Origin of the sequence: Paenibacillus sp. FSL W8-0919 (assembly GCF_038003785.1) — a bacterium.
Classification (GTDB): Bacteria; Bacillota; Bacilli; order Paenibacillales; family Paenibacillaceae; genus Paenibacillus_AQ; species Paenibacillus_AQ lactis.
Genome location: NZ_JBBOPV010000001.1, coordinates 1,793,713 through 1,819,294 on the forward strand (window position 1 = coordinate 1,793,713; position 25,582 = coordinate 1,819,294).

The window sequence follows — 25,582 nt, forward strand, 5'->3', positions numbered from 1 at the left end:
CAATGATGAATCATTTTGATGAAAAGTACTACAGCGGAAATAGTAATTATACGTCTTACCAATATGATACTCGGTTTATCCAATGGTCTTACGATATAAAAAAATATTTAAATCCAAAAACCTTATTAGATGTTGGGTGTGCAAAAGGATATCTAGTCCGATCGTTAAGATTGCTTGGCGTTGATGCGAAGGGAGTCGATATAAGTAGTTATGCCATTGAAAATGCTGATGAATACGCAATAGGCCATGTTGTTTGCTCAAGTGCAACAAAAATCCCATTCGAAGGAAAATTCGACCTTGTTATAGCTTTTGACATTTTGGAGCATATACCAGAACCAGAAGTTTTTGAAGCTATAGATGAGTTATCTCGATTAGGGAATACTGTGTTTCTTAAAATGCCACATTTTTATGATCCTTGGGACTTGGATGAAACGCATGTAACTTTGTATCCTAAATCATGGTGGTATGAACAATTTGCGAATAGAGGATTTGATGTCATAGAAGACCATGAGATATTAAGTAGGTTTAATTATATGGGTGGGATGTTATTTTCCAAGGTTCAACTAAACCGGACTTTTTCCGAACCGGTTGTGTCGGAATTAGCCTCACAAGAAGAAAGAAACTATTTTGAGAAATGTAAACACATTGATATTTTCTAGGTGAGGAGATAAATAATGAATATTTGGATAGCGGCTTTGGATGCACACGGAAAAGGCGGAATAACAACTCACATAAGTGCATTAACCAAACAATTAATCGAAATGGGTCATAGTGTTGAATGGATAACTCCCGGAGGTGAAATTACAGAGCATATATCTAATATAGTAATCAATACCAATCGGCAACTTTTTAATAAATACCCCAATAATTTGTCGGTCGATGTGATTGAAACATGGGCTGTTCGTTTAGAAATGAATTTAAGATTAAAGTTGGGTGAATCAAAACCTGACATTATTCATTGCCAGGACGTTATCGCATATAATCGAATTAAAGTCATTGCTGAAAAGTGGGGCATACCCATTCTATTAACAATTCATGGACATATTCCGGAGGAAGAGGTAATCAATGGTCACATTGAGAATAATTCGCTGGAATATAAGTATTGGAGAAAAAGTGAATGGTTTGCACTGAAGGAAGTTGGGACAGTCGTAAGTGTCGGAGAAGGACTGTTGAAATACTTGAAAATGATAAACAAAGACGCTAATGTGGTTAATATTCCGAATTTCTTGCACCACTCATTTTCTGATGTGAAAATATCCGATGTAAGATCACAATTAGGTATTGATCATGACCAATTCCTTATTTTCTGTCCAAGCCGTTATGAATATATCAAGGGCATTGACTATTTGTTGGATGCAGTAGCGGCATTGCCCAACGAATATTCATTGTTACTTATCGATAATGGTCAAACGGGATTGAAAGAAAGCGTGGCCAATCGTCAGCTAAACAATAGAGTTAAAATTATTGAACCGGTAGATAACCAATTAATGTCCTCTTTATATAATGCATCGGACTTATGTGCTATTCCTTCTATTCAAATTGGCGTGAAAACAGAAACGTCATCGTACACAGCGATTGAAGCCATGTTAATGGGAGTCCCTGTTATTGCTAGTGATGTCGGTGGCCTTAGTGAGGTTGTTAGTAGTTGGGGGAAGCTTGTTCCGATGCAAGACAGCGTTGCTCTAGAAAAGGGTATTATAGAAATGCTAGGGTCTAGGGATAGGAATCTCCACTATAAAAAACTTGCCGCTGAGAGAGCTGCAAATTTTGAGGCAAGCAAAATAGTACCGGAAATTGTCGAGTTGTACGAGTCCACAATTACTCAGTATGCTCCCACACACGTCACACCATTTATTCTCTATGGTTTTAGTGCAAAAGTACTTCAGATGATTTTTTTGACTATTCTTGATGAGGTTGAGGAAATAAAGGAAATTACAGACTTTGCAAAAGTAAGATTTGGTGTAAGTTACCGTCAATCATTACTAAATTCATATGGAATAATTATTGATTTGCTGGCTGAGAATTACTCAGATATATATGAGGCTGGTTTAAGAGTGAAGTCAATTCTACAAGAATATATAGAAAAGAGATAAGAAACTATTTTATGCTAATGCCTGTTTCACCCCCTCCCCTGCTGGGTAATTATCGATAAAGCAATTTTCCGCAGTACCCCCGAGCTCAGTGTTTAAGCCATGTCGACAAGATTAGACGTTTTCTTCAGCAGAAAACCGTCTTCAGGGCGATTGACACTAGTAAGGCCGGGTGCTATAGTCGGAAATGTGGACAATTAGTGTCACACTTTATTTGACAATGAAGGGAATGTTAGGGCATGCAAGGTAAAGTTAAATGGTTCAACGCAGAGAAAGGTTATGGCTTCATTGAGACTGAAGAAGGCGGCGACGTTTTCGTACACTTCTCCGCGATTCAATCTGAAGGCTTTAAGACGCTGGAAGAAGGACAATCCGTTGAATTCGAAATCGTTGAAGGTGCACGTGGCCCGCAAGCAGCTAACGTAATCAAATTATAATCATCCCGGCATAGCCGACCTACATAAACGGTATAGATGGTTAAGAATTGAATTCGCTAGCGAGGAGACTCCGGTAAATCCGGGGTCTTTTTCTGTTTGCGGGTAGCTGTTTGGTTCTTTGATGGCTTCAGAAGCGGCTATCCCTGGGGGACTTACGTTGGGTGATGTGCGTTACATGGCGGTGGCCAGCTTAATGTCCTTTACCCGTGTTTAAATTCGATGAGAGGATGGGGATCTAGTTCCCTAAAGGTCATTGAAACGGTCTTTTCTTATCCCAGCAATGGGGGGCACCATTGTTGCTCGAATGATTGTTCCAAAATTCACATATTTGTCTTTTTACACAGCGTTAACAAAATGGTATACTAAAGGTGCAAAGGAGGAGTGCCCTATGCAATTCAGTATTCGAGGTCAACAAATTGAAGTGACCGATGCTTTGAAGGACTATGTTGACAAGAAACTCAGCAGGCTTGATAAGTATTTTGAAGCACCCCCCACCTCTGAAGGATACGTTACATTGAGTGTCGTTCGAGGATTGCACACAGTGGAAGTGACCATTCCGCTCACAGGCGTGGTTCTGCGTGCGGAAGACCGAAGCGATGATATGTACGCTTCCATTGACGCTGTTGTGGACAAGTTGGAACGCCAGATTCGCAAGCACAAGACCAAGCTGAACCGAAAGATTAGGCAAGAGGGCGGCTTGAAGACGCTCGTTGCCGGGAACGGCGCAGCTACGGCGACTCAGACGGAAGTCGAGCAGGACGAGTATGAGGATCATTATGAAGTGGTCCGCACGAAGCGCTTCACGATGAAGCCGATGGACGTTGAGGAAGCGATTCTGCAGATGAACATGGTTGGTCATAATTTCTTCGTATTTTCCAACATTGACACACAGGAAGTAAATGTCGTCTACAAGCGCAATGACGGCAAGTACGGATTGATCGAGCGCGAGTAAGGCAAGGACGCGGGTCCCTGGGGCCAGCGGATGTTTACCTTGCAGCGACCGGAACGAATCATACTGAAAACGAATGAAACCTTTAAGCTGAAATGAACATGCAAGATGAGCCTTCACCCGCGGGTGGGGCTCTTTATTTGGTTGGAGGCCGTTCAGGGCTAAATAGGAGCCCTCTTTTTGTCGATAATATTGGATGGCTTTGTTTCGAAATCTGGCTGCGTTTAACGAATATATTTGTGGTTTAGTTACTAAATGGGCGCATGGTGCTTGGCCTTAAGTATGCTTGGATTTAGCTGTTGGTTCTTGCCTGTCACTTCGAATTTTCAAATATACAGATGTCCTGGTTCGCAGGGTCAATGCTAACGCCCTTCGAATCAAGCAGGATCGGGTCGATGCCATCTGTCATCGGGTCATAAGGTACTGGGTAAATGCTCCACGCAACTTTTATGCGTGCTGCTTCGTCTTATAAAGCAGGGATTCGCGCCAGACGAATGCGGGCAGCAGAAGCAGCAACTTGTTGCGGCATCCCTTACAAACTGTTACAATTTAGGCAAACCCTCATTCTCTGGGACAGGCTGTGAACCCTGCCAGGAATGGGACCATCATAAGGAATCAATGAATCGATTTCATCATTTAACCCTTTGGCATTTAATGAAGTTGATTCTATCACTTGTTTTGCACGAAAGGGGTTAACCATGCTAGGACTTGTCAAAAAGATTTTCGGCGACACCAATGAACGTGATGTCAAACGTCTCATGAAGACGGTCGATGTAATCAACAAAATGGAACCGGAATTTGAGGCGCTCTCAGACGAGCAGCTTAAAGCGAAAACCGAAGAGTTCCGTGCGCGGATCGAGAAAGGTGAGACGCCTGAGGAGTTGCTTCCTGAAGCGTTTGCGACAGTCCGCGAGGCTTCCAAACGGGTGCTCGGCAAGCGTCATTACGACGTGCAGCTGGTCGGCGGGATGGCCCTCCACGAAGGTAAAATTGCAGAAATGAAGACCGGTGAAGGTAAGACGCTTGTAGGTACCCTGCCGGTATACTTGAATGCCCTGCTTGGCAAAGGAGTTCACGTGGTTACCGTCAACGATTACTTGGCGCAGCGTGACAGCGAAGAGATGGGGCAGATATATAATTTCCTGGGCATGACCGTCGGGCTCAACCTGAGCGGCATGGAGCATCCGGAGAAACAGCATGCTTACGCCTGCGACATTACTTACGGAACGAACAATGAGTTCGGTTTCGACTACTTGCGGGACAACATGGTGCTGTACAAGGAACAGATGGTTCAGCGTCCGCTGTACTTCTGTATCATTGACGAAGTGGACTCCATCCTGATCGACGAAGCGCGTACGCCGCTGATTATTTCGGGTCAGGCGCAGAAATCCACCGAGCTGTACTATGCAGCTGACCGGTTCGTGAAGCGTCTCGTTCCGGAAGAGGACTACACGGTGGACATCAAGGTCAAATCCGTATCCCTTACGGAAAAAGGTGTGGCTACCGCAGAGCGTATCTTCGGTATCGACAACCTGTATGACCACAACCATGTCACGTTGAACCACCATATTGTGCAGGCACTGAAGGCCAATGTCATCATGCGCCGTGACGTTGACTACGTCGTGACGGACGATGAAGTGGTTATCGTCGACGAGTTTACGGGCCGCCTGATGGCCGGACGCCGTTATAGCGACGGTCTGCACCAGGCGATCGAAGCAAAGGAAGGCATCGAGGTACAGAACGAGAGCATGACGCTCGCGACCATCACCTTCCAGAACTATTTCCGGATGTACCGCAAGCTGGCGGGCATGACCGGTACGGCGAAGACAGAGGAAGAGGAGTTCAAGAAGATCTACGGTCTTGAAGTGCTTCAAATTCCGACGAACCGGCCGAACCAGCGGATTGATATGCCGGACGTGGTCTACAAGAGTGAGGAAGGCAAGTTCAGAGCGGTCGTGAACGAGATCGTTGAGCGCCATAAGAAAAATCAGCCGGTGCTCGTCGGTACCGTTTCGATCGAGAACTCTGAGCGACTGTCTGAAATGCTGAAGCGCAAAGGGGTTCAGCATAAAGTTCTGAACGCGAAATACCATGCTGAGGAAGCGGAGATCATCTCGCGCGCAGGCCAGCCGGGTTCCGTTACCATCGCCACCAATATGGCGGGACGCGGTACGGATATCTTGCTGGGTGATGGCGTGCGAGAGATCGGCGGTCTGCATATTATCGGTACCGAGCGCCATGAATCGCGCCGGATCGATAACCAGCTGCGCGGTCGTGCCGGCCGTCAGGGCGACCCGGGTTCTACGCAGTTCTATCTGTCCCTGGGCGATGAGCTGATGAAGCGTTTCGGTACGGACAACGTGCTGAACATGATGGAACGCCTTGGCTTTGAAGAGGACCAGCCGATCGAGAGCAAGATGATCACCCGTGCGGTCGAATCCGCCCAGAAGCGGGTAGAAGGCAATAACTTCGATATGCGTAAGGTCGTCCTCCAGTATGACGACGTAATGAACCAACAGCGCGAAATCATTTACAAGCAGCGCCGGGAGATTCTGGAGTCCGAGGATATCAAACAGATCGTTGTTGATATGATCAAGCCGGTCATTGAGCGGGTTGTAGAGGCTCATTGCAGCGATGATATTCCGGAGAACTGGGATCTGCAGGACGTTGCCGATTACATCAACAGCAAGCTGCTGGACGAAGGTGCGGTTACGCGCGAAGATCTCTGGGGCAAGGAAGCCCAAGAGATTACCGATTATCTCTTCGAGCGTGTCATGCAGAAGTACGACGAGCGCGAGCAGGCGATCGGTCCGGAAATGGTACGCGAGTTCGAGAAGGTTATCGTGCTCCGCGCGGTAGACAGCAAGTGGATGGATCATATCGACGCGATGGATCAATTGCGTCAGGGTATCCACCTCCGTGCGTACGGCGGTACCGATCCGCTTCGTGAATACCAGTTCGAAGGCTTTGAAATGTTTAACGCCATGATTGCGACGATCCAAGAGGAAGTCGCCACGTATATCATGAAAGCTCAAATCGCCACGAACCAGGAGCGCCAAGCGGTAGTGGACGAGAACAAGGTATCCACGAACAGCAGCAGCGAGCCTGCCGAGAAGCGTCCGGTTCAGGTCGGTGAACAGATCGGCCGCAACGATCCTTGCCCATGCGGCAGCGGCAAGAAATTCAAGCACTGCCATGGGCAGAACGCGTAACATTCGATATAGGACGAATTAAAGAGCGGGTAGCAGGACAAGGGAGTAAAATGATTTCGAAGAAGCGGCAGCGGTCGCCTTTGTGATCGGATTTCAACCTATGAATTCATTTGATCAAGAAATCCGAGAGCAACAGTGATCGTAGGAACATTTTACGTACTTGTCCCACATCCCGGTATAGTCAATCTTAAAGAATGGTAACTGCATATCATGCCGGACTTGTCGATGGACCGGCAATCATTGAACTCCCTTAAGAGCTGCTTGGGCAGTCGGGGTGGTGGCTAAGGCCATGACTCCAAAGCCCCGGCAGCGATTAAGGGAGTTTATCTGAACGTATCGACATCCCGGTTGAGAGCACGGCACATGCTCCCATACGAGACGGCACATGCTCCCGTAACGACACGGCTGCTGAACGATTTGAGCTAAAAAGCTTTAGCCTAGTCGCGTAGTTGAGCAAGTTAACAGCTAAATTTATCCTCCGAATGGAACGATTTCCCGGACGGAGAGGGTATACTGGAAGAAGATAAGATGCAAAGACAGAAAGGACGAGGACTTATGATCGATCCAAGCGTAAAGCAGGACCTGCGTGAAATCAGCAAGAAACTAACCAATCTTAGGGGGTCTCTTTGACTTAGATCTCAAGCAGGAGTTAATTGAGAATTTTGAGGAGAAGATGGCGGCTCCGGATTTTTGGGACGACAATGAGAAAGCTCAGGGCATTATCTCGGAGATGAATGCGGTCAAATCCGCGGTAGATTCATATCAGAAGCTGCAGCAGGACTATGACGATGCTGTCGTGATGATCGAGCTGGCGGATGAAGAGGGAGACGATTCCTTGGCCGGCGAGATCGGGGATACCATTAAGGAACTGGTCGGACGCGTGGAGGCGTTTGAGCTCCAGCTGCTGCTGAATCAGCCTTATGACAAAATGAATGCCATCCTCGAGCTGCATCCCGGCGCGGGCGGTACCGAGTCGCAGGACTGGGGCCAGATGCTGCACCGGATGTACACCCGGTGGGCCGAGAAACGCGGTTTCAAGGTGGAGACGCTGGACTACCAGCCGGGGGATGAGGCGGGCATCAAGAGCGTAACGCTATTGATTAAAGGCTTTAATGCTTACGGCTATCTAAAGGCGGAAAAAGGCGTTCACCGACTCGTCCGCATCTCGCCATTCGATTCCTCGGGACGCCGGCATACGTCGTTCGTATCCTGCGATGTCGTACCGGAAATTACCGATGACGTAGAGGTGGAAATCCGGACCGAGGATCTGAAGATCGATACGTACCGCGCAAGCGGCGCGGGCGGTCAGCATATCAACACGACCGACTCGGCCGTACGGATTACGCATATTCCGACTGGCGTCGTCGTAACATGCCAGAACGAACGCTCTCAGATCAAAAACCGCGAGCGCGCGATGACGATGCTCCGCTCCAAGCTCTATGAGCGCAAAATCGAGGAGCAGCAAAAGGAGCTGGCTGAAATCCGCGGTGAGCAGTCCGAAATCGCATGGGGCAGCCAGATCCGCTCGTATGTGTTCCATCCATACAGCATGGTGAAGGACCATCGCACCCAGGTGGAGACCGGGAATGTGGGCGCCGTGATGGACGGAGACCTGGATGCTTTTATCGACGGATATTTGCGCAGTCAAATCAAACAGGAAGTCGAATAGGCCGCGAGGAGAGATTTGAAGAACATGGCGCAGTCCGTTCGTAAACCATCCGCCAGCAAGAGAAGGCGGGAACCTATCATTCCGATCAACGGTCCGCTCCGTCAGACCGTCGATACGATCTTTATTATCGCCGGCTCCTTCATTATGGCGCTGGCGTTTAATCTGTTTTTCCTGCCGAACCACATTGCCTCGGGAGGCGTGTCCGGGTTATCCGTCCTTGTCCAAGCTTGGCTTGGCATTGAACCGGCTTTCACGCAGTGGGCGCTCAATATCCCGCTGCTGTTTCTCGCCTTCGGGCTGATCGGCCGCGAATATGGCGTCCGCTCCCTGCTGGGAAGCGTGGTGCTGCCGCTATTCGTGTTTTTGACCAAGGATTGGGTAATTCCGCTCTCTAATCCGCTGCTCGCCTCCATTTATGGAGGGATTGGCGTCGGCATCGGCATGGGGCTCGTCTACCGCGGCCGCGGCTCGACAGGGGGACTCAGCATTGTCGCGCAGCTGCTGCATAAATACAGCGGGCTTGCATTTTCCTTATGCATCGTCATTCTGGATGCGATCGTCATTTCTTCGGCAGCCATGGTGCTGTCATTGGAGCAAGCGCTGTATGCCTTAATCGGATTATATGTAACGGGCAAGGTGATTGATGCGATCGAGCTGGGCTTCAGCTTCACCAAGGTCGCTTACATTATCTCCGATCATACGGAGCCGATTACGAAGGCGATTTTGGAGGATCTAGACCGGGGCTTGACCAAGCTGACGGCTGAGGGCGGATATACCGGCGAACACCGGACCGTTCTGATGGTCGTCGTCGGCCAGAGCGAGATTCCCCGGCTGAAGACGGTGGTCCAATCGGTGGATCCGGATGCGTTTGTCATTATCCATAATGCACACGAGGTGCTGGGTGAAGGCTTTCGGAATATTAGAACCTAAATCATATAACATGATGCAAGAACGGCGTATGAGCGCCGTTCTTTTTTTATGGATATGGCTTGTTACCTTGAGCCGGTTCATGGCCGTTACAGGTTCTATTCAGGAGCCCGGCAGACTAAAGACGCAGTCGAAATAACGACAGGGAATTTTTTCTTTCTTTTTCAGGGGAAGCGCCTATAATGGAAACTAATATCTTGGAGGAGGCTACGAAAAATGGGGATTGAACGGATCTATGCAAGCCTGCCCGAACTAGAAACCGACCGTCTGCGCTTGCGCAGAATATCGATGCGGGATGCGGAGGATATGTACGCCTATGCCTCAAATGATGAGGTGGCCCAATACGTAACATGGGAAACTCATCGCTCGATTGAGGACAGCAAGCGATTTATTCAATACATATTAGCCCAATATGCCAAGCACGACATCGCACCCTGGGGAATAGAACTGAAGGAGAACGGCAGGCTGGTTGGCACGGTCGATTTCGTGTGGTGGAAGCCTGAGCATCAAAGCGCGGAAATCGGCTATGTGCTTGCTCGGGAATATTGGGGCCGGGGGATCATGACCGAAGCGGCTTCCGCGCTCTTGAAGCTTGGTTTTGGCGAAATGGATCTGATTCGGGTCCAAGCCCGCTGCTTCGAGGAAAATATCGGCTCCCAACGCGTCATGGAGAAGATCGGCATGCGTTATGAGGGGACACTGCGCAAAGCGATGAAGGTGAAGGACCGGCATTGGAATCTCAAAGTATTCTCGATATTAAAAGAAGAATATGAACGGGCGTCCGACTTATAGGGGGAGATTGACCCATTTCCAGCCAATTTATGAGAATCCATTGTATTTATATGAATACAGTCGTATAATAATACATATTTATGAGACGGATAATGGATTTGGAATCATGCAACCGTGCATAAGACCGCTTGATCAGGACGCTTACAAACAAGCAGGCGCCTTTCCACTCGCGGTCTATCGGATGTTCCGTGGGAGAGGGATGAGGATATGACAGACAACAAGCTGAGAGTTGCCATTGTAGGATCCACCGGTTATGGAGGCGTGGAGCTGATCCGATTGCTGCAGGCGCATCCTTACATCGAGATTACTTCGGTGATTTCATCATCGAGCAGCGGGGTCCCGATATCGGACGGATTCCCGCATTTGACGAATATTGTTGCGAAGAATCTGGATGGCGTTAATCCTGCGGAGATTGCGCAGGCTGCGGATCTTGTGTTCACGGCGACGCCTTCCGGCGTAAGCGCCAAGCTCGTTCCGGAGCTCCTAGCGGCAGGGCTGAAGGTTATCGACCTCTCGGGCGATTTCAGGCTTAAGGACGGTACTGCTTACGAGCAGTGGTATAAGCATCCGGCCCCTTCGTCCGAGCTTCTTGAAAAAGCCGTATACGGCTTGTGCGAGGTATTCGGAGACGAAGTGAAGGGCGTCGATTTCATTTCGAATCCCGGCTGCTACCCGACCGCTACGCTCCTTGGACTGATCCCGGCGATTAACGCCGGCTGGATTGACCCGGCCAGCTTGATCATCGACGCGAAGTCCGGCGTATCCGGGGCGGGACGGGGAACGAGCCTCATGACGCATTTTGCGGAAATCAATGAAAACTTCAAGGCCTACAAGGTCAACAAGCATCAGCATATCCCGGAGATCGAGCAGGTGCTCAGCCAAGTATCGGGCGAGCCCGTTACCGTCACCTTTACGACTCATCTCGTACCGATGACGCGCGGGATTATGAGCACGATGTATGCAACGCTCAAGGGATCGTATACCGAAGAGGACTTCATCGGATTGTATCGCGAGTACTATAAAGATCGCTCTTTTGTCCGCATTCGCGATAACGGCGTATGGCCGGCGACGAAAGAGGTTAGCGGCTCCAATTATTGCGACATCGGCTTTGCGGTGGATGCCCGAACGAACCGGTTGACCGTCATATCGGTCATCGACAATGTCGTGAAGGGCGCGGCCGGGCAGGCAATCCAGAATTTGAACCTGATGATGGGATGGGAGGAAAGCCTCGGTCTTACGTTTACGCCAGTGTATCCGTAACAGACGGGGGAGACGGACATGGGAGATAACTTATTTGCGATTTTGGAGGAAGGCACCATCGTGACGCCGAAAGGCTTCAAGGCTGCCGGTCTCCACTGCGGACTGAAGAAGACCGACCGCCACGACCTGGGCGCCATCGTATGCGAGGTGCCGGCTGTCGCGGCAGCTGTTTATACGACAAATGTATTTCAAGCGGCTCCGCTGAAGGTGACGCGGGAAAGCCTTGCGGACGGCAGGCTCCGCGCCATCGTGGTCAACAGCGGGAATGCTAATGCGTGCACAGGCAAGCAAGGTGAAGAGGATGCGTACACGATGCGTTCCCGGGCTGCCGCTGAGTTTGGCGTGGAGGAGAGCGACGTTGCGGTGGCGTCCACAGGCGTTATCGGCGAGCTGCTTAAGATGGACCGCGTGATTGCGGGCATAGAGGGCCTGCCGGGCCGTCTGAGCGGCGCTCGCGAAGGAGCGGAAGCCTTTAACCAAGCGATCCTGACAACGGACTTGGTGAAAAAAGAAGCCTGCGTAACCGTTTCGGTCGGCGGGGTGAACGTAACGATAGCCGGTTCGGCGAAAGGCTCCGGCATGATTCATCCGAACATGGCAACCATGCTCGGCTTCGTCACCACCGATGCGGTCATCGGGCAGGAGGCGCTGCAGCAGCTGCTTCGCCAGACGGCCGATTTGACCTTTAATATGATTACCGTTGATGGGGACACGAGCACGAACGATATGCTGATTGCCATGGCCAGCGGTCTGGCCGGGCATGATGAGCTGTCGCCGGCGCACCCGGATTGGGAAGCTTTTGCTTCCGGCTTTCAATATGTGTGCCGGATGCTCGCAATGGCGATTGCCCGGGACGGCGAAGGGGCAACGCATTTGATCGAGGTCCATGTTAACGGAGCGGAGACCGACGAGGACGCCCAGGCCATTGCGAAGACGATTATCGGCTCCAGCCTGGTCAAATCGGCGGTGTTCGGCGCCGATGCCAACTGGGGACGTATCATTGCAGCCGTAGGTCGAGCCGGCCGGCCGGTGAATCCCGAGACGGTCGATATTAAGATCGGACCGATATCGGTGCTGGAGCAGTCGAGGCCGGTGGCTTTTGACGAGGATGCCGCACTGGCCTATCTTCAGGGAGATACGGTGAATATCGAAGTGAAGCTCCATACAGGCAGTGGATCGGCCACCGCTTGGGGCTGCGACTTAACCTATGACTATGTACGAATCAATGCGGCTTACCGCACATAATACTTCAAGCAGTGACGGGAGGAGACGGATGTGAACAGCACGTTGAACCAGGAGGCGACCACGCCCGGCAATAAGGCGGGCGGAGACATGTTTGTGATGAAGTGCGGCGGAAGTACGCTGGCCGCCTTGCCGGACAGCTTCTTTGAGGATTTGAAGGGACTGCAGGAGAAGGGGGTTCAGCCGGTGATCGTGCATGGCGGCGGGCCTGCCATCTCCGGAAACCTGGAGAAGCTGGGGATCGAGACCGAGTTCGTGAACGGTCTGCGCAAGACGACGGAGGACGTGCTGGATGTGGTGGAGATGGTGCTGGCCGGCACGATCAACAAACAGATCGTACGCCGGATTCAGAGCGTCGGCGGCTCGGCCCTCGGCTTGTCCGGCTCCGACGGCGGCCTGATTGAAGCCCGGCCGGTTGCGAACAGCGCAGAGGTCGGCTGGGTTGGTGATGTCACGCATGTGAAGTCCTCCATCCTTAACGGCGTGATGGAGATGGGCTATATGCCCGTTGTAGCACCGATCGGCGTCGATGCATCAGGGCAGCGCTACAACATTAACGCGGATACGGCAGCAGGCGCAGTCGCTTCTCATCTCGGCGTAGCCCGGATGATCGTCGTAACCGACGTGCCCGGCATCATGAAGAGTGCGGGGGGCGAGAAGCGGGTGCTGCCGACCGTTACGGTGCAGGAGATCGAGGATATGATCGGTACGGGTGAAATCTACGGCGGCATGATTCCGAAGGTCAGGGCAGCCATTGCCTGCATTCACGGCAAGGTGCGCGAGGTCGTCATTGTGGACGGCAGCGAGCCGAATGTACTCAGCCGCGTAGTCGCAGGCGAAGTGCTCGGGACGCGCATTGTTCGGATGTAGCCGCCAACACCGTACGGATAGCTGAAGAATCACAATCATAGAACGGGGTCTTCGTAAGACCCCTTGAGGATCGGAAGGCCGGGCCGAATTCAAGATTCGATGCCGAGCTTACTTCTTAATTGGCTTCGTGATCAAAAGCCGACTTTTTGAACAACTTCTTCAATTAAGCAAAGCCATAAGTAAAGGAGTGTAACAGGTCATGGGGAAAGATGCACAAGGAAGCGGAAGCGCAGCGGCTAATGCGGCAGCGGGAGGCCATGAGAGCTCATTGTTTCAGACCTATGCGAGATACCCGCTCAGCCTCGTCAAAGGGGAAGGCAGCTGGTTGTGGGACGATCAAGGCAATAAATATTTGGACTTTATGGCCGGGCTTGCGGTAACCAATCTCGGGCATGCCCCGGTTAAGGTGAAGGAGAAGCTGAAGGCCCAGCTGGATGAGCTGTGGCACGTCTCGAATCTGTTCCATATTCCGGGACAGGAAAAAGCAGCGGCGCTGCTGACCGCAAACACCTGCGCGGACGCGGTCTTCTTCTGCAACAGCGGCGCGGAGGCGAACGAAGCCGCGATCAAGCTGGCTCGCCGCTATCACCAGAAGGTGAAGGGCAGCGGCCGTTATGAGATCATTACCTTTACGCAGTCTTTCCACGGCCGGACGCTGGCCACGCTGACCGCTACGGGACAAGACAAGGTGAAGGAAGGCTTCCTTCCGCTCCCTGCCGGCTTCCTGAGCGTTCCGCTGCATGACCTGCCGGCACTGGAAGCGGCGATTAACGACAACACCGCGGCCATCATGATCGAGATGGTGCAGGCCGAAGGCGGCGTGCATCCGGTCGAACCTGAATTCTTACAGGCCGTCACGGAGCTGTGCAAGCAGCACGGGCTGCTGCTCATCGTTGACGAGGTGCAGACCGGCATGGGCCGGACCGGCAAGCTGTTCGCGCATGAGCATTACGGCATCGAGCCGGATATTTTCACGGTAGCCAAGGGGCTTGGCTCCGGCTTCCCGGTCGGCGCGATGCTCGGGAAGGGCTATCTGCGCGATGCCTTTACGGCAGGCAGCCATGGATCGACCTTTGGCGGGACGCCGCTGGCAAGCGCGGTGGTAGCCGCTACGATCGAGGCGATGCTGGAGGACAGCGTGGCTCAGCGCGCAGCGGAAGCGGGCGAATACTTGACGGCTCAGCTGCAAGAGAAGCTTGCGGGAATTCCTTTTGTGAAAAGCATTCGCGGAAAAGGCCTTCTGATCGGCATTGAATGCGCGGAGCCGGTTGGCGAGCTGGTGCTGGAGGGGCAGCGCCGCGGACTGCTGTTCGTAACCGCAGGACCGAATGTGATCCGCCTCCTTCCGAATTTGCTTGTCACACGGGAGGAAATTGATCAGGCGGTGTCGATCCTTACGGATATTATTCATGCCCATACGGCGGTTAACCAAGCATAGAAAGTCATGATACAATAGAAAAATACAGCAAACAGCAAGGAGGACAAGGGGATGACCGCTAGCGGACAACTACAGGGAATCAGCTTGAAAGGCCGGGATATGATCGAATTGGACGAGTATTCCACCGAGGAAATCCAGTTTTTGCTGGACTCGGCGATCGAGCTAAAGCGTAAGCAGAAGAACGGAGAGGTGTACCAGCCGTTAAAGGGGAAGACGCTCGGACTTATTTTCGAGAAATCCTCGACACGGACCCGGGTCTCCTTCGAGGTCGGCATGTTCCAATTGGGCGGCCATGCGCTCTTCTTGAGCAAGAACGATATTCAGCTCGGACGCGGGGAGCCGATCAGCGATACGGCGCAGGTCATGTCCCGTTATCTGGACGGCATCATGATCCGTACCTTCGGGCACGACAATGTCATCAACCTCGCGAAGCATGCATCCATTCCGGTGATCAACGGCTTGAGCGACATGGCGCATCCTTGCCAGGTGCTGGCTGACCTGCAGACGGTGCTGGAGCATAAGGGCAAGCTGAAGGGGCTGAAAATGGCCTTTATCGGGGACGGCAACAATATGGCGCATTCCCTGCTGATCGGCGGAGCAAAGATGGGCATGCATGTGGCGGTAGCGAGCCCTGAGGGTTATATGCCGGATGAAGGCATTGTGAAGCTGAGCGAAGAGATTGCGGCGCAAACCGGTGGAAAAATCACGATCACGCATGATCCGATCGAAGCTGCCAAGGATGCCGATGTCATCTATACCGATGTATGGGCGAGCATGGGCTTTGAAGAGGAGCAAGCCGAACGGGAGGCCGCTTTTGCGGATTTTCAGGTGAACGAGGAGCTGGTCAAGGCGGCGAAGCCGGATTACTTGTTCCTGCACTGTTTGCCGGCCCATCGGGGCGAAGAGGTTAGCGAAGGCGTGATCGACGGCGCGAACTCCGTCATTTTTGATCAGGCCGAGAACCGGCTGCATGCGCAAAAAGCGTTAATGGTTGCATTAATGGCATAATAGAGGTTGTTCAAAAAGTCATCCTTGGGTCATGAAGTGAGTCAAGGAGCAATTCGGCATCGAATCTTGAAATACGAAGATTGGACCGTTTGTTGGTCTAGCTTGTGAAAGACGCAAGAATAGGATTTGTTAGTTACAAGGAGAGGGAGTTTAACCATGGCAAAGCAAAAAATCGTATTGGCGTATTCCGGCGGTCTGGATACGTCCGTTATCCTCAAATGGCTCAAGGAAACGTATGACGCTGAAATCATTGCGTTCACGGCGGACATCGGCCAGAAAGAAGAGCTGGACGGCCTGGAGGAAAAAGCGCTCGCTACCGGCGCCTCCAAAGTATATATCGACGACCTGCGCGACGAGTTCGCTAAAGATTTCATCTTCCCGATGTTCCAAGCGGGAGCGATGTATGAAGGGCAATACCTGCTCGGCACAAGCATCGCGCGTCCCCTTATCGCCAAGCGCATGGTGGAGATTGCACGCGCGGAAGGCGCTACGGCGATCGCTCACGGGGCAACGGGCAAGGGCAATGACCAGGTGCGCTTCGAGCTCGGCGTAGCCGGACTTGCTCCTGACATTGATGTAATTGCGCCATGGCGCCTTGAGGAGTTCCGCAACTCCTTCCCGGGACGCGCCGAGATGATCGCATATGCGGAAGCGCACGGCATTCCGGTCACGGCTTCTGCGGCGAAATCGTATTCGATGGACCGCAACCTGCTTCATATCAGCTACGAGAGCGGCGTGCTGGAAGATCCTTGGTTTGACGCAAGCGCGGAGGCAAGCAAGGACATGTATCTGCTCAGCGTTTCGCCTGAGGATGCGCCGGATGAGGCGGAATATCTGGAGCTGGAATTCAAGCAGGGCAATGTCGTTGCCCTCAACGGTGAGGCGATGAGCCCGCTGCAGGTGATGGAGAAGCTCAACGAGCTTGGCGGCAAGCACGGCATCGGCCGCGTCGACATGGTGGAGAACCGCTTCGTCGGCATGAAGAGCCGCGGCGTTTATGAGACGCCAGGCGGAACGATTCTGTTCACCGCCCATCGCAAAATGGAGTCCATCACCATGGACCGCGAAGTAATGAACCTGCGCGACAGCCTGATCACCCGATACAGCACGCTCGTGTACAACGGCTTCTGGTTTGCGCCGGAGCGTTTGGCGCTGCAGGCGCTGGTAACGGAAAGCCAGAAGAACGTCACCGGCACGGTGCGCGTGAAGCTGTACAAGGGCAATGTGATCGGCGCCGGCGTGAAGAGCCCGGTCAGCTTGTACAATCCGGATATCGCCACGATGGAGGCCGACCCAACGCAAGCCTATGATCAAGGCGATGCTACCGGCTTTATCCGCCTGAACGCGCTGCGGCTGAAAGTGGCGGCAGGTGTAAACCAGAATAAGTAAGCAATCCAGTTCAAAAGTTCATTTTATAAAATGCAAACAAGATAAGCATTGTAAGCCACGCAAAGCTATGCAAGTAATGAAGGGGCTGAAGGCCGTTTTCATGCTTGGGATTCGCGGACAGGAGCAGCCTTTAAGCAGGTGCTCTTGCTGCCATCCCCGGCGGGAAGCGGCCCTCTGCCTTCAAACAGAGAGGGGCAAGTGTTGTGAGCAAGTTATGGGGCGGACGTTTTACGAAGCAGACCAACGCGCTGGTGGAGGAGTACACGGCTTCCATCGGTTTTGACAAGCAGCTGGCGGAGGAGGACATCCAGGGCAGTCTGGCGCATGTATCCATGCTGGGTAAGTGCGGCATCGTGCCGGTCGAGGATGTGGAGACGATCAAAGCGGGCTTGAATAAAGTGCTTGAGCGCATCCGCGAAGGAAGCATCGAGTTCTCGGTTTCGGACGAGGACATTCATATGAATATCGAGAAAAATCTCATTGAGGAAGTCGGGCCGGTCGGCGGGAAACTCCATACCGGACGAAGCCGGAACGACCAGGTAGCGACGGATATGCATCTGTACCTGCGCAACCGTGTCGTTGCACTGACCGGCATGCTGCATGAGCTTCAGACGGCGCTGATCGGACAGGCCAAGGACAATCTGGATACGATCATTCCGGGATATACGCATCTGCAGCGCGCGCAGCCGATTCTGTTCGCCCATCATCTGATGGCGTACGTGTCGATGTTCCAGCGGGATATCGACCGGCTGATCGACAGCTACAAACGGATCAATATCTTGCCGCTGGGCGCCGGAGCGCTTGCCGGCACGACGTTCCCGATCGACCGGCACTATGTCGCCGAGCAGCTCGGCTTCGACGGCGTGTACGAGAACAGCTTGGATGCGGTCAGCGATCGCGACTTCATTCTCGAATTTTTGGCGGACGCTTCGATCATCATGATGCATCTGTCCCGCTTAAGCGAAGAGCTGGTGCTGTGGAGCAGCACGGAGTTCAATTTCATTGAGCTTGACGATGCATTCTGCACCGGCAGCAGCATCATGCCGCAGAAGAAAAATCCGGACGTGCCGGAGCTGGTTCGCGGCAAAACCGGACGCGTATACGGCAATCTGATGGGCCTGCTCACCGTGCTGAAGTCGCTTCCGCTTGCTTACAACAAGGACATGCAGGAGGACAAGGAAGGCATGTTCGATACGGTAGCCACGCTGGAAGGAGCGCTGCAACTGTTCGCGCCGATGATTGCCACGATGAAGGTCAACAAGGGGCGCATGCGCGAAGCGGTGAATACGGACTTCTCGAATGCGACGGACATTGCGGATTTCTTGGTCGGCAAGGGACTGCCGTTCCGGCAGGCGCATGAGGTGATCGGCAAAACGGTGCTGTACTGCATCCAGAATAACAAATATTTGCTGGACTTGACGCTGGAGGAATTCCGTCAGTTCTCGGAGCTGTTTGATGACAGCATTTACGGCGTTCTGCAGCCGGAGACGGTGGTTAACGCCCGAAACGTATACGGCGGCACGGCGACCGCTCAGGTGAAGGATGCGATCGAGCGCAGCGTGAAGCTGCTGCAGGCGACCGAGGAGTGGCTTGCTCTTCGGCAAGGCAATGTGGAGTAATCCCATCAGCTGAATACATGCAATAATGAAAAAATGCACTCATGGAGCGAAAGCGCCGGCTGCAGCCGCAGGGGCCCTCGCTTAAGAGTGCATTTTTTTACTTGGGTTTACTTTTTCAGAGGGAGCCACTTTAACACATCTTGAATATGGGTGTCCCAGTAGCCCCAATCATGACCCCCCGGTCCTTCCTGATAGGTGTAGTCCAGCGAGGTCTGCTCGCAGACCTGGCGGAAGGACTGGTTATCCTCATACAGGAAGTCCTCGGTTCCGCAGCACTGGTACAGCATCGGCTTCGGTCCATCGCTGGCGTCCACCTTGCTCACCAAATGCAGCAAGTCGTCGTCCGTTCCGGAAATGTCGCGGTCCCCGTAGATGAGCCTGTTGTCATAATGCCGGTCTTCGGCAGGGCCGATCCGGCTCACCATATCAAGCGCACCGGACAGGCTTGCAGCCGCCGCGAACGTTTGCGGGCAGCGCAGTCCGAGCTTGAACGCACCGTAACCGCCCATCGACAGGCCGGCGACAAAATTATCCTCCCTGGCATGGGAGAGCGGGAAGAAGGAGCGGGCGAGAGCCGGCAGCTCCTCGCTGATGAAGGTCCAGTATTTGCCGCCGTGCTCCATGTCGGTATAGAAGCTGCGGTGTACCTGCGGCATGACGACCGCTAATCCCATGGAGGCCACATAGCGCTCAATAGAGGTGCGGCGGAGCCAGATCGAATCGTCATCGGACAAGCCGTGCAGAAGGTACAGCGTTGGATGCAGGCCGCTGCCTGCCGTATTGGTCATGCCGATCTGTGCGGAGGTCTGCTGCGGCAAGATGACGGTCATGGACGTGCTGAGCCCAAGCACTTCGGAGAAGAAATGACATTGAATCAAAGCCATGGTATGTATCCCCTTTCATCATCAGGATCAGAAATAGCTAATGCGTTTACATATGGGATCATATCATAATTTAGCAGGCTGCAGCTGTAAAATTTCCCTGCCATTCTTTTTAACGCCTCGGTCTCAAGACCGAGGAAAGATTCAGCCATCAGGCGGTTTAGCGAGGGATGCTGTTGTGATAATCTACTAAGAGAACGGAGCTCACCAGCGTAGAGCTGATGCTCCTTTTGTGATCCGGCAGAGGATTCCGCCGACAAGGGTGGAATTCTTAATGTAACGATAGAATGAAGATACCATTCGACGACTTATAATAACCGACTATAACGACTATATAAGGTGATTTCACCCTATGTAATATATTGGAGGAGGACTACCATGATACCCTATGAAGAGAAGCTGTCCGATCTGAAAATTGCCGGTACCGGGAATGCAACGGGCGGCCGGTACGGCAAAGTTCGCATCGACGGCTCGGGCCAAATCAACGGCGATATCGAATGCGTCGACTTGGTTGCGAACGGGAATATGAGCGTGAACGGATCCTTGATGACGCAGAAGCTTCGCGTGAACGGATCCGGCACCGTCCATGGGGCCGTTGAGGCGGAAAGCCTAAATGTGGCCGGCAACTTGAACCTGAAGGATCAGCTGCGCAGCCGTTTCATCGAGATCGGGGGGCACTGCAGCATTCATGGCGATTCGGAATCCGAACGGCTCACGTTAAGCGGCAATCTCCGCGGACATGGCGATGTTCGGAGCGAATGGGCGGAGCTTAGAGGAAGCTTTAACATCAGCGGCCGGCTGCATCTTGGTAACGGAGATATCCGTCTATTCGGACGCTGCAAGGCCCTGGAGGTCATCGGCGACCGGATAACGGTGCGCCGTAAGGGCAAGCGGCTGTGGGAGATGCTGTCGTTCTCCTTAAGCGGGCCAAGGCTGGAGGCCCGGGTAATTGAGGGAGACGTTCTGGATTTGGAATACGTTGAAGCCGATATGGTTCGCGGTAACCGGGTTATTCTCGGCAAGGGATGCAAGGTGCGGCAGGTCGAGTTCCGGGATGAGCTGAGCCGGGATCCCGAGGCGGAGATCGGGACGGCGCACAGATTTTAAGCCGGCAAGACGGGCATGCTGAAATCATACGCTAGGGAACTGCCCCATAAGTAGTTTTTCTACTATGGGGCAGTTCTTTTTTTCATGTCTATAGATCCCCTGCACGCACAGAAGAGTCACGCGTATCGCATGAAGTTAGTCAAGCATGTTAAGGCGCGGCCGTAATTCCGTCTTCCACCACCTCTTCCTTAGGCGTTTCGTTAGGTACCGGCATCCCGTCGTCATGGGTCGGATTGATGGCAACGATGCTGTCTTGGGCGCGGTACGTATCCGTGGAAATTTTAACGCGTTCCACAAGCTTGCCGTTCACCTTTTTGGTCCGGAATGTTTCGACTACATAACCGGGCTTGCCCTGCTGAATGACCTGCTTGAAGCCTGGCGGCAGCGCTTTGTTGTGGATGATCTTTTCCGGTGATGGCAGCGTTTCGATCGTCGAGGATTCCAGCTCATAGACGGTATCTTCGGGAAAGGTTCCGAACATTTTGACCGTCAGCGCATCGTCCGATACTTCGGAGAGAATGAGCAGATGCTTCCCGGTGTTATTGCGGAAGCGGAAGTTAATCGCCCCTTCGGCAAAAGTGGCATCCTGCCCCTTAGGCATATAGCTGACCGGCAGAGAGTGATTCCGGCGCTCGGTGATGTCAAGCCCGATCATGAGGGCGGCGTGATACACCGTGCTTGATACTTGGCAGATGCCGCCGCCGATTCCCGGCACGAGCTTGCCGTTTACGATAACAGGCGCTTCCTTGAAGCCGTATTCCTTCTTGGCGGTATCGATGACGTGCGCATAATTGAATTCATCGCCCGGCTTCAAGATCATGCCGTCTACCGCCTTGGCCGCCGCCGTTACGTTATGGACCCTTCCGGGCCCGCTGGCTCCAAGGCTTGTTGAGAACTCGACGATCTTGCGCGCTATGCCTTCCGCCTGAAGCGACTCTAGCGTCACGGGGGGCTTCTCAAGGTTTAGAGGCAATTCCAGCACCAACTCGGTGCCCGCCTGCTTCCCGGCCGCCGACAGGTCGCCCGGCAGCGCTGCCCCCAGCCGATCATATAACATGGCCCAATCGATGCGGTAAGCAGTCTTCTCCGGCATGTATCTGACGATATCATCCTCGGAAATGCTCCGCACGGCATTGACGGGCTCTCCGAATCGCTCCTTCTCCCATTCCTCATTAAGCCGCTTCTTCAGCAGGTCCCGGTTCCACGCGGCGGAAATTTCCCATTCTGACCGAAAGTTTCGCCTGAACCACATCTGTTCCCATAAGGTGCCGGAGTTGTCCTGGAGCTTGCTTACAGCCTCCCGGAACGATTCCGCATCATATCGAACTCCAGCCTCCTTCAGTGTAAACGTCTCCGTCTTCCCCTTCAGCATGGCCGCCTGCAGCTTGACCTTCGTGCCGGCCAGGGCAGCCAGCCGCTGATCGAGCTCGGCCAGTACCTCATCGGCGGGCCTGCCGCCGACATCCCATCCGGACACGACAACCCCTTCAGGAAGCTCCTTCTGATTGACGTACAGGGTCAGCATGCCGAATCCTACGGAGAGGACCAGCACCAAACTGCTGACAATGATGAGACCAAGATGAATTTTTTTCATGCAAAACCACCCTCTTAACTTCGTATTGGCCGACGTTCATGCGCTTGTTCATGTATATGTCACGATGGGGATAAACTTTCGGGTACTCAAAAGGTAACAAATTTGTTACAATAGGTGGTGTTGTGAGGATTTTTCAGGAATTTTAAAGGAATTCAATGGAAGCTGTCGAAATTATAAAGGCTAATTATGGATTGGGAAGTGATTCTTAGTGATTGAAATGCAAGACGTTTGGAAGACTTACCCGAACGGCGCTCATGCGCTGCAAGGCGTGTCGGTTAAGATCAACCGGAATGAATTTGTCTATGTCGTCGGACCGTCCGGTGCGGGAAAGTCGACGTTTATGAAGCTTATTTATAGAGAAGAAGTGCCTACCAAGGGGCAAATTTCCGTGAACGGATTCAATATCGGGAAGCTGAAGCAGCGCAAAATCCCCTATGTTCGGCGCAATATCGGGGTGGTTTTCCAGGACTACCGCCTGCTGCCAAAGCTGACAGCTTACGAAAATGTAGCTTTTGCCATGGAAGTCATCGAGGCGCCGCAGCGAATCATCAAGAAACGGGTGATGGAAGTGCTGGAGCTTGTCGGGCTGAAGGCCAAGGCGAACCGCGAGCCTTCCCAGCTATCCGGCGGCGAGCAGCAGCGGATTGCAATCGCGCGGGCGATCGTGAACAATCCGTCGGTCATTATTGCGGACGAGCCTACCGGGAACCTGGATCCGGAGACATCTTGGGAAATCATGCAGCTGCTGGACGAGATCAATTTTCGCGGCACAACGATTGTCATGGCCACGCATAACAAGGAAATCGTCAACACCATGCGCAAACGCGTACTAGCCATCGAGCGCGGACAGATCGTGCGCGACCAGCTGAGAGGAGAATACGGGTATGAGTTTTAGAACCTTCTTGCGGCACCTGCGGGAAGGGGCGAAGAGTATATTTCGCAACGGCTGGATGTCTGTCGCATCGGTAACTTCCATCGTGGTGTCGTTATTTATATTGGGTGTGTTCATGCTGCTTGTAATGAACGTAAACGCGTTAGCCGATAAAGCAGATAGTAATGTGCAGATCAACACCTACTTGAATCTGAATGTCGACGAGGCGCTTCGGGAGAAGATCCGCAGCGAGATCGAGACGATGCCGGAGGTCAGCTCGATTAAATACGTATCCAAGGAAGACGGGATGAAGGAGCTGGAGGAGAGCCTCGGCTCGGAATGGCTGGAGGGCTTCAGCGAAGAGGACCAGAACCCGCTGCCGGATGCGTTTGAGGTATCCGTCATCGAGCCTACGACCGTCGGCTTCGTCGCCGACAAGATTAGCGCTTTGAACGAGAAGTACGCGGAGGAGCCGATCATGCGCGTCAAGTACGGCGAAGGAACGGTGGAAACGCTGTTCAAAATCACGCGGACGGTCCGGAATATCGGCTTCATATTCGTCGCCGGACTGGGACTGATGTCGATGTTCCTGATTTCGAATACGATCCGTGTTACCATTCTGGCCCGCAGACGTGAGATCGGCATTATGAAGCTGGTCGGTGCGACCAACAGCTTCATCCGCTGGCCGTTTTTCGTCGAGGGGGCATTGATCGGCCTCGTCGGCTCGATTGTCACGGTGACCCTGTTGTTTGTCGGATACGGACGCTTGTATGCGGCCGCTCAGACCGATATGACGCTTGCCAAGAGCCTGATCCCGCTTGGAGACCTGTGGTTGTGGCTCGGCGGAATCATCATTGTGCTCGGCGTTGCGATCGGAGTCTGGGGCAGCACCATGTCGATCCGTAAGTTTTTGAAAGTCTAAACCAGGTAAAGGATGGGGAGCGAACGTTGAAGAAAATCGCCGCTGGAGTAGCAGCCTTATTATTGGCCTCTGTTATGATCCAACCCTCTGACGGACAAGCTGAGAAGAAGACCGCAGCCGACGTCGACCGTGAGCTGAAAGTGCTGCAGGAGCAGGTCCGCGAGGCCAGAGCCCAGAAGAGCAAGGCTGCCGAGGAGAAGAAGGAAGCGCAGCATTATAAGAAAAAGACGACCAAAAACCTGAAATATGTCATGGAACAAATCAGCATCGTCAGCAACGAGCTGATGAAGATATCGATGAAGATCGAGGAAACCGAGGATAATCTGAGAACGACGACGAAGGAGCTTGAAGCGGCCGAGGAGCGCATCGCTTCCCGCGAGAAGCTGCTGGAATCCCGCATTCGTTTGATCTATATGGACGGGCAGCCTTCCTATCTTGATGTGCTGCTCTCCTCCACAAGCTTCAGCGATTTTCTGGAGCGGGCGGATTCCTTAAAGACGATCGTCAATCAGGACCAGGATTTGCTCGTGCAGCATAAACAGGACAAGCTCCTTGTCATCGAGAAGAAGAAACAGCTCGAGACCCAGTATGCGACGGCGAAAGATCTGTACGCACAGATGGAAGACCGCAAGAGCCTCCTGAATGAGAAGGAAAAGGAGAAGCGCGTGCTTCTCGCCCAGTATGATCAAGAGATCGAGGATGCAGAGATTTTGACCAAGGAGCAGGACCAGATGCTGGTGGCCTTGGCCAGCAAACGATCGGATCTGCAGAAAGAGAAGAACAAGCTGGCGGCTGAAGAGGCTGCACGCAGAGCAGCTGCTGCGAAAGCGGCAGCCGCCGCGGCGGCGAAACGGGCGAAGGCGACCAAGCTTGGCGGAAGCAAGGGAGGCGGATTTACCGGCAACGGAGGTCCGTTTGCGCTTCCGGTATCGGGGGCAAGACTCTCATCGGGCTATGGTCCGCGGGTGCATCCGGTAACGGGCGAGGTCGGCAAGATGCATACCGGCCAAGATTTTGCTGCTCCGCAAGGAACGGAGATCCGGGCAGCCGAGAGCGGCACCGTCATTCTGGCCGAATGGTGGAGCGGTTACGGAAACTGTGTTATTGTTGATCATGGGGGCGGCGTATGGACCTTGTACGGACATATCCGCAACGGCGGCATCATGGTGAGTGAGGGCGACAAGGTGTCCAGAGGCCAGAAGATTGCCGAGGTCGGATCGACCGGTCAAAGTACCGGACCGCATCTTCACTTCGAAGTACGGGTTAACGGATCGCCGGTTAATCCTGGGCCTTACCTGTAACGGC

Annotated in this window: 21 protein-coding genes; 19 read left to right on the top strand and 2 right to left on the bottom strand. The window is 53.0% G+C overall.

Translation table 11 applies throughout. The annotated features are described in order from the left end of the window. Nucleotides 1-2: 2 nt before the first annotated feature. The 15 genes from NST44_RS07750 (at nt 3) to argH (ending at nt 18,902) form a co-directional block, all read left to right on the top strand. Nucleotides 3-659: a class I SAM-dependent methyltransferase gene (locus tag NST44_RS07750; RefSeq protein ID WP_007132292.1), complete on the top strand. Its 657-nt coding sequence runs from the start codon at nt 3-5 to the stop codon at nt 657-659. Between the two features lie 15 nt (nt 660-674). Continuing rightward, nucleotides 675-2,093 (top strand): glycosyltransferase family 4 protein, encoded by a 1,419-nt coding sequence (locus NST44_RS07755; protein ID WP_007132291.1) that lies wholly within the window; start codon nt 675-677, stop codon nt 2,091-2,093. A gap of 236 nt (nt 2,094-2,329) precedes the next feature. After that, nucleotides 2,330-2,527: a cold-shock protein gene (locus tag NST44_RS07760; protein ID WP_007132290.1), complete on the top strand. Its 198-nt coding sequence runs from the start codon at nt 2,330-2,332 to the stop codon at nt 2,525-2,527. A 388-nt stretch (nt 2,528-2,915) separates the two neighbouring features. After that, entirely contained in the window at nt 2,916-3,479 is a 564-nt protein-coding gene (gene hpf, locus NST44_RS07765; protein ID WP_007132289.1) for a ribosome hibernation-promoting factor, HPF/YfiA family, read from the top strand. Nucleotides 3,480-4,174: 695 nt separating this feature from the next. Next, nucleotides 4,175-6,688 carry a preprotein translocase subunit SecA gene (gene secA, locus NST44_RS07770; RefSeq protein ID WP_210093988.1) on the top strand — a complete coding sequence of 838 codons (2,514 nt, stop codon included), beginning with the start codon at nt 4,175-4,177 and terminating at the stop codon, nt 6,686-6,688. Between the two features lie 555 nt (nt 6,689-7,243). Beyond that, a protein-coding gene (gene prfB, locus NST44_RS07775; protein ID WP_100085298.1) for a peptide chain release factor 2 occupies nt 7,244-8,357 on the top strand; the annotation gives its coding sequence in 2 pieces (ribosomal slippage) (nt 7,244-7,315 and nt 7,317-8,357; 1,113 coding nt in all). A gap of 24 nt (nt 8,358-8,381) precedes the next feature. Continuing rightward, nucleotides 8,382-9,287 carry a YitT family protein gene (locus NST44_RS07780; RefSeq protein WP_210093987.1) on the top strand — a complete coding sequence of 302 codons (906 nt, stop codon included), beginning with the start codon at nt 8,382-8,384 and terminating at the stop codon, nt 9,285-9,287. 213 nt (nt 9,288-9,500) lie between these two features. Continuing rightward, nucleotides 9,501-10,076, top strand: a complete 576-nt coding sequence (locus NST44_RS07785) for a GNAT family N-acetyltransferase (RefSeq protein ID WP_210093986.1) — start codon at nt 9,501-9,503, stop codon at nt 10,074-10,076. Nucleotides 10,077-10,283: 207 nt separating this feature from the next. Then, nucleotides 10,284-11,336, top strand: coding sequence for an N-acetyl-gamma-glutamyl-phosphate reductase (gene argC / locus NST44_RS07790; RefSeq protein ID WP_210093985.1), 1,053 nt, complete (start codon nt 10,284-10,286; stop codon nt 11,334-11,336). Between the two features lie 18 nt (nt 11,337-11,354). Next, complete coding sequence (argJ, locus tag NST44_RS07795) at nt 11,355-12,581, top strand: bifunctional glutamate N-acetyltransferase/amino-acid acetyltransferase ArgJ (RefSeq protein ID WP_210093984.1); 1,227 nt, start codon at nt 11,355-11,357, stop codon at nt 12,579-12,581. A gap of 87 nt (nt 12,582-12,668) precedes the next feature. Further along, the gene (argB, locus tag NST44_RS07800) at nt 12,669-13,448 is read left to right on the top strand and encodes an acetylglutamate kinase (RefSeq protein ID WP_186311061.1); all 780 of its coding nucleotides are present in this window, start codon (nt 12,669-12,671) and stop codon (nt 13,446-13,448) included. Nucleotides 13,449-13,647: 199 nt separating this feature from the next. Beyond that, nucleotides 13,648-14,886: an acetylornithine transaminase gene (locus NST44_RS07805; protein ID WP_210093983.1), complete on the top strand. Its 1,239-nt coding sequence runs from the start codon at nt 13,648-13,650 to the stop codon at nt 14,884-14,886. A 51-nt stretch (nt 14,887-14,937) separates the two neighbouring features. Continuing rightward, complete coding sequence (gene argF / locus NST44_RS07810; RefSeq protein ID WP_210093982.1) at nt 14,938-15,894, top strand: ornithine carbamoyltransferase; 957 nt, start codon at nt 14,938-14,940, stop codon at nt 15,892-15,894. A gap of 156 nt (nt 15,895-16,050) precedes the next feature. Further along, entirely contained in the window at nt 16,051-17,283 is a 1,233-nt protein-coding gene (locus tag NST44_RS07815; protein ID WP_028406893.1) for an argininosuccinate synthase, read from the top strand. 203 nt (nt 17,284-17,486) lie between these two features. After that, complete coding sequence (argH, locus tag NST44_RS07820) at nt 17,487-18,902, top strand: argininosuccinate lyase (protein ID WP_028406894.1); 1,416 nt, start codon at nt 17,487-17,489, stop codon at nt 18,900-18,902. 107 nt (nt 18,903-19,009) lie between these two features. Here the strand turns inward: argH and NST44_RS07825 are convergent, their stop codons facing one another. Beyond that, complete coding sequence (locus NST44_RS07825; protein WP_210093980.1) at nt 19,010-19,786, bottom strand: alpha/beta hydrolase; 777 nt, start codon at nt 19,784-19,786, stop codon at nt 19,010-19,012. Between the two features lie 375 nt (nt 19,787-20,161). Here NST44_RS07825 and NST44_RS07830 point away from each other — a divergent pair, with 375 nt between their 5' ends. Further along, nucleotides 20,162-20,890, top strand: coding sequence for a polymer-forming cytoskeletal protein (locus NST44_RS07830; protein ID WP_028406896.1), 729 nt, complete (start codon nt 20,162-20,164; stop codon nt 20,888-20,890). A gap of 148 nt (nt 20,891-21,038) precedes the next feature. Here NST44_RS07830 and NST44_RS07835 read toward each other — a convergent pair whose 3' ends face one another. Next, nucleotides 21,039-22,484 carry a VanW family protein gene (locus NST44_RS07835; RefSeq protein ID WP_144868631.1) on the bottom strand — a complete coding sequence of 482 codons (1,446 nt, stop codon included), beginning with the start codon at nt 22,482-22,484 and terminating at the stop codon, nt 21,039-21,041. A 208-nt stretch (nt 22,485-22,692) separates the two neighbouring features. Here NST44_RS07835 and ftsE point away from each other — a divergent pair, with 208 nt between their 5' ends. Genes ftsE through NST44_RS07850 form a run of 3 tightly spaced genes read left to right on the top strand, consistent with a single transcriptional unit; the run spans nt 22,693 to nt 25,578 of the window. After that, nucleotides 22,693-23,379: a cell division ATP-binding protein FtsE gene (gene ftsE, locus NST44_RS07840; RefSeq protein ID WP_007132274.1), complete on the top strand. Its 687-nt coding sequence runs from the start codon at nt 22,693-22,695 to the stop codon at nt 23,377-23,379. Beyond that, complete coding sequence (gene ftsX / locus NST44_RS07845) at nt 23,369-24,277, top strand: permease-like cell division protein FtsX (RefSeq protein ID WP_028405453.1); 909 nt, start codon at nt 23,369-23,371, stop codon at nt 24,275-24,277. The genes ftsE and ftsX overlap by 11 nt, the downstream gene beginning before the upstream one ends. Before the next feature lie 26 nt (nt 24,278-24,303). After that, a complete protein-coding gene (locus NST44_RS07850; RefSeq protein WP_028405454.1) occupies nt 24,304-25,578 on the top strand; it encodes a murein hydrolase activator EnvC family protein in 1,275 nt (424 codons plus the stop codon). The last annotated feature ends 4 nt before the right edge of the window (nt 25,579-25,582 follow it).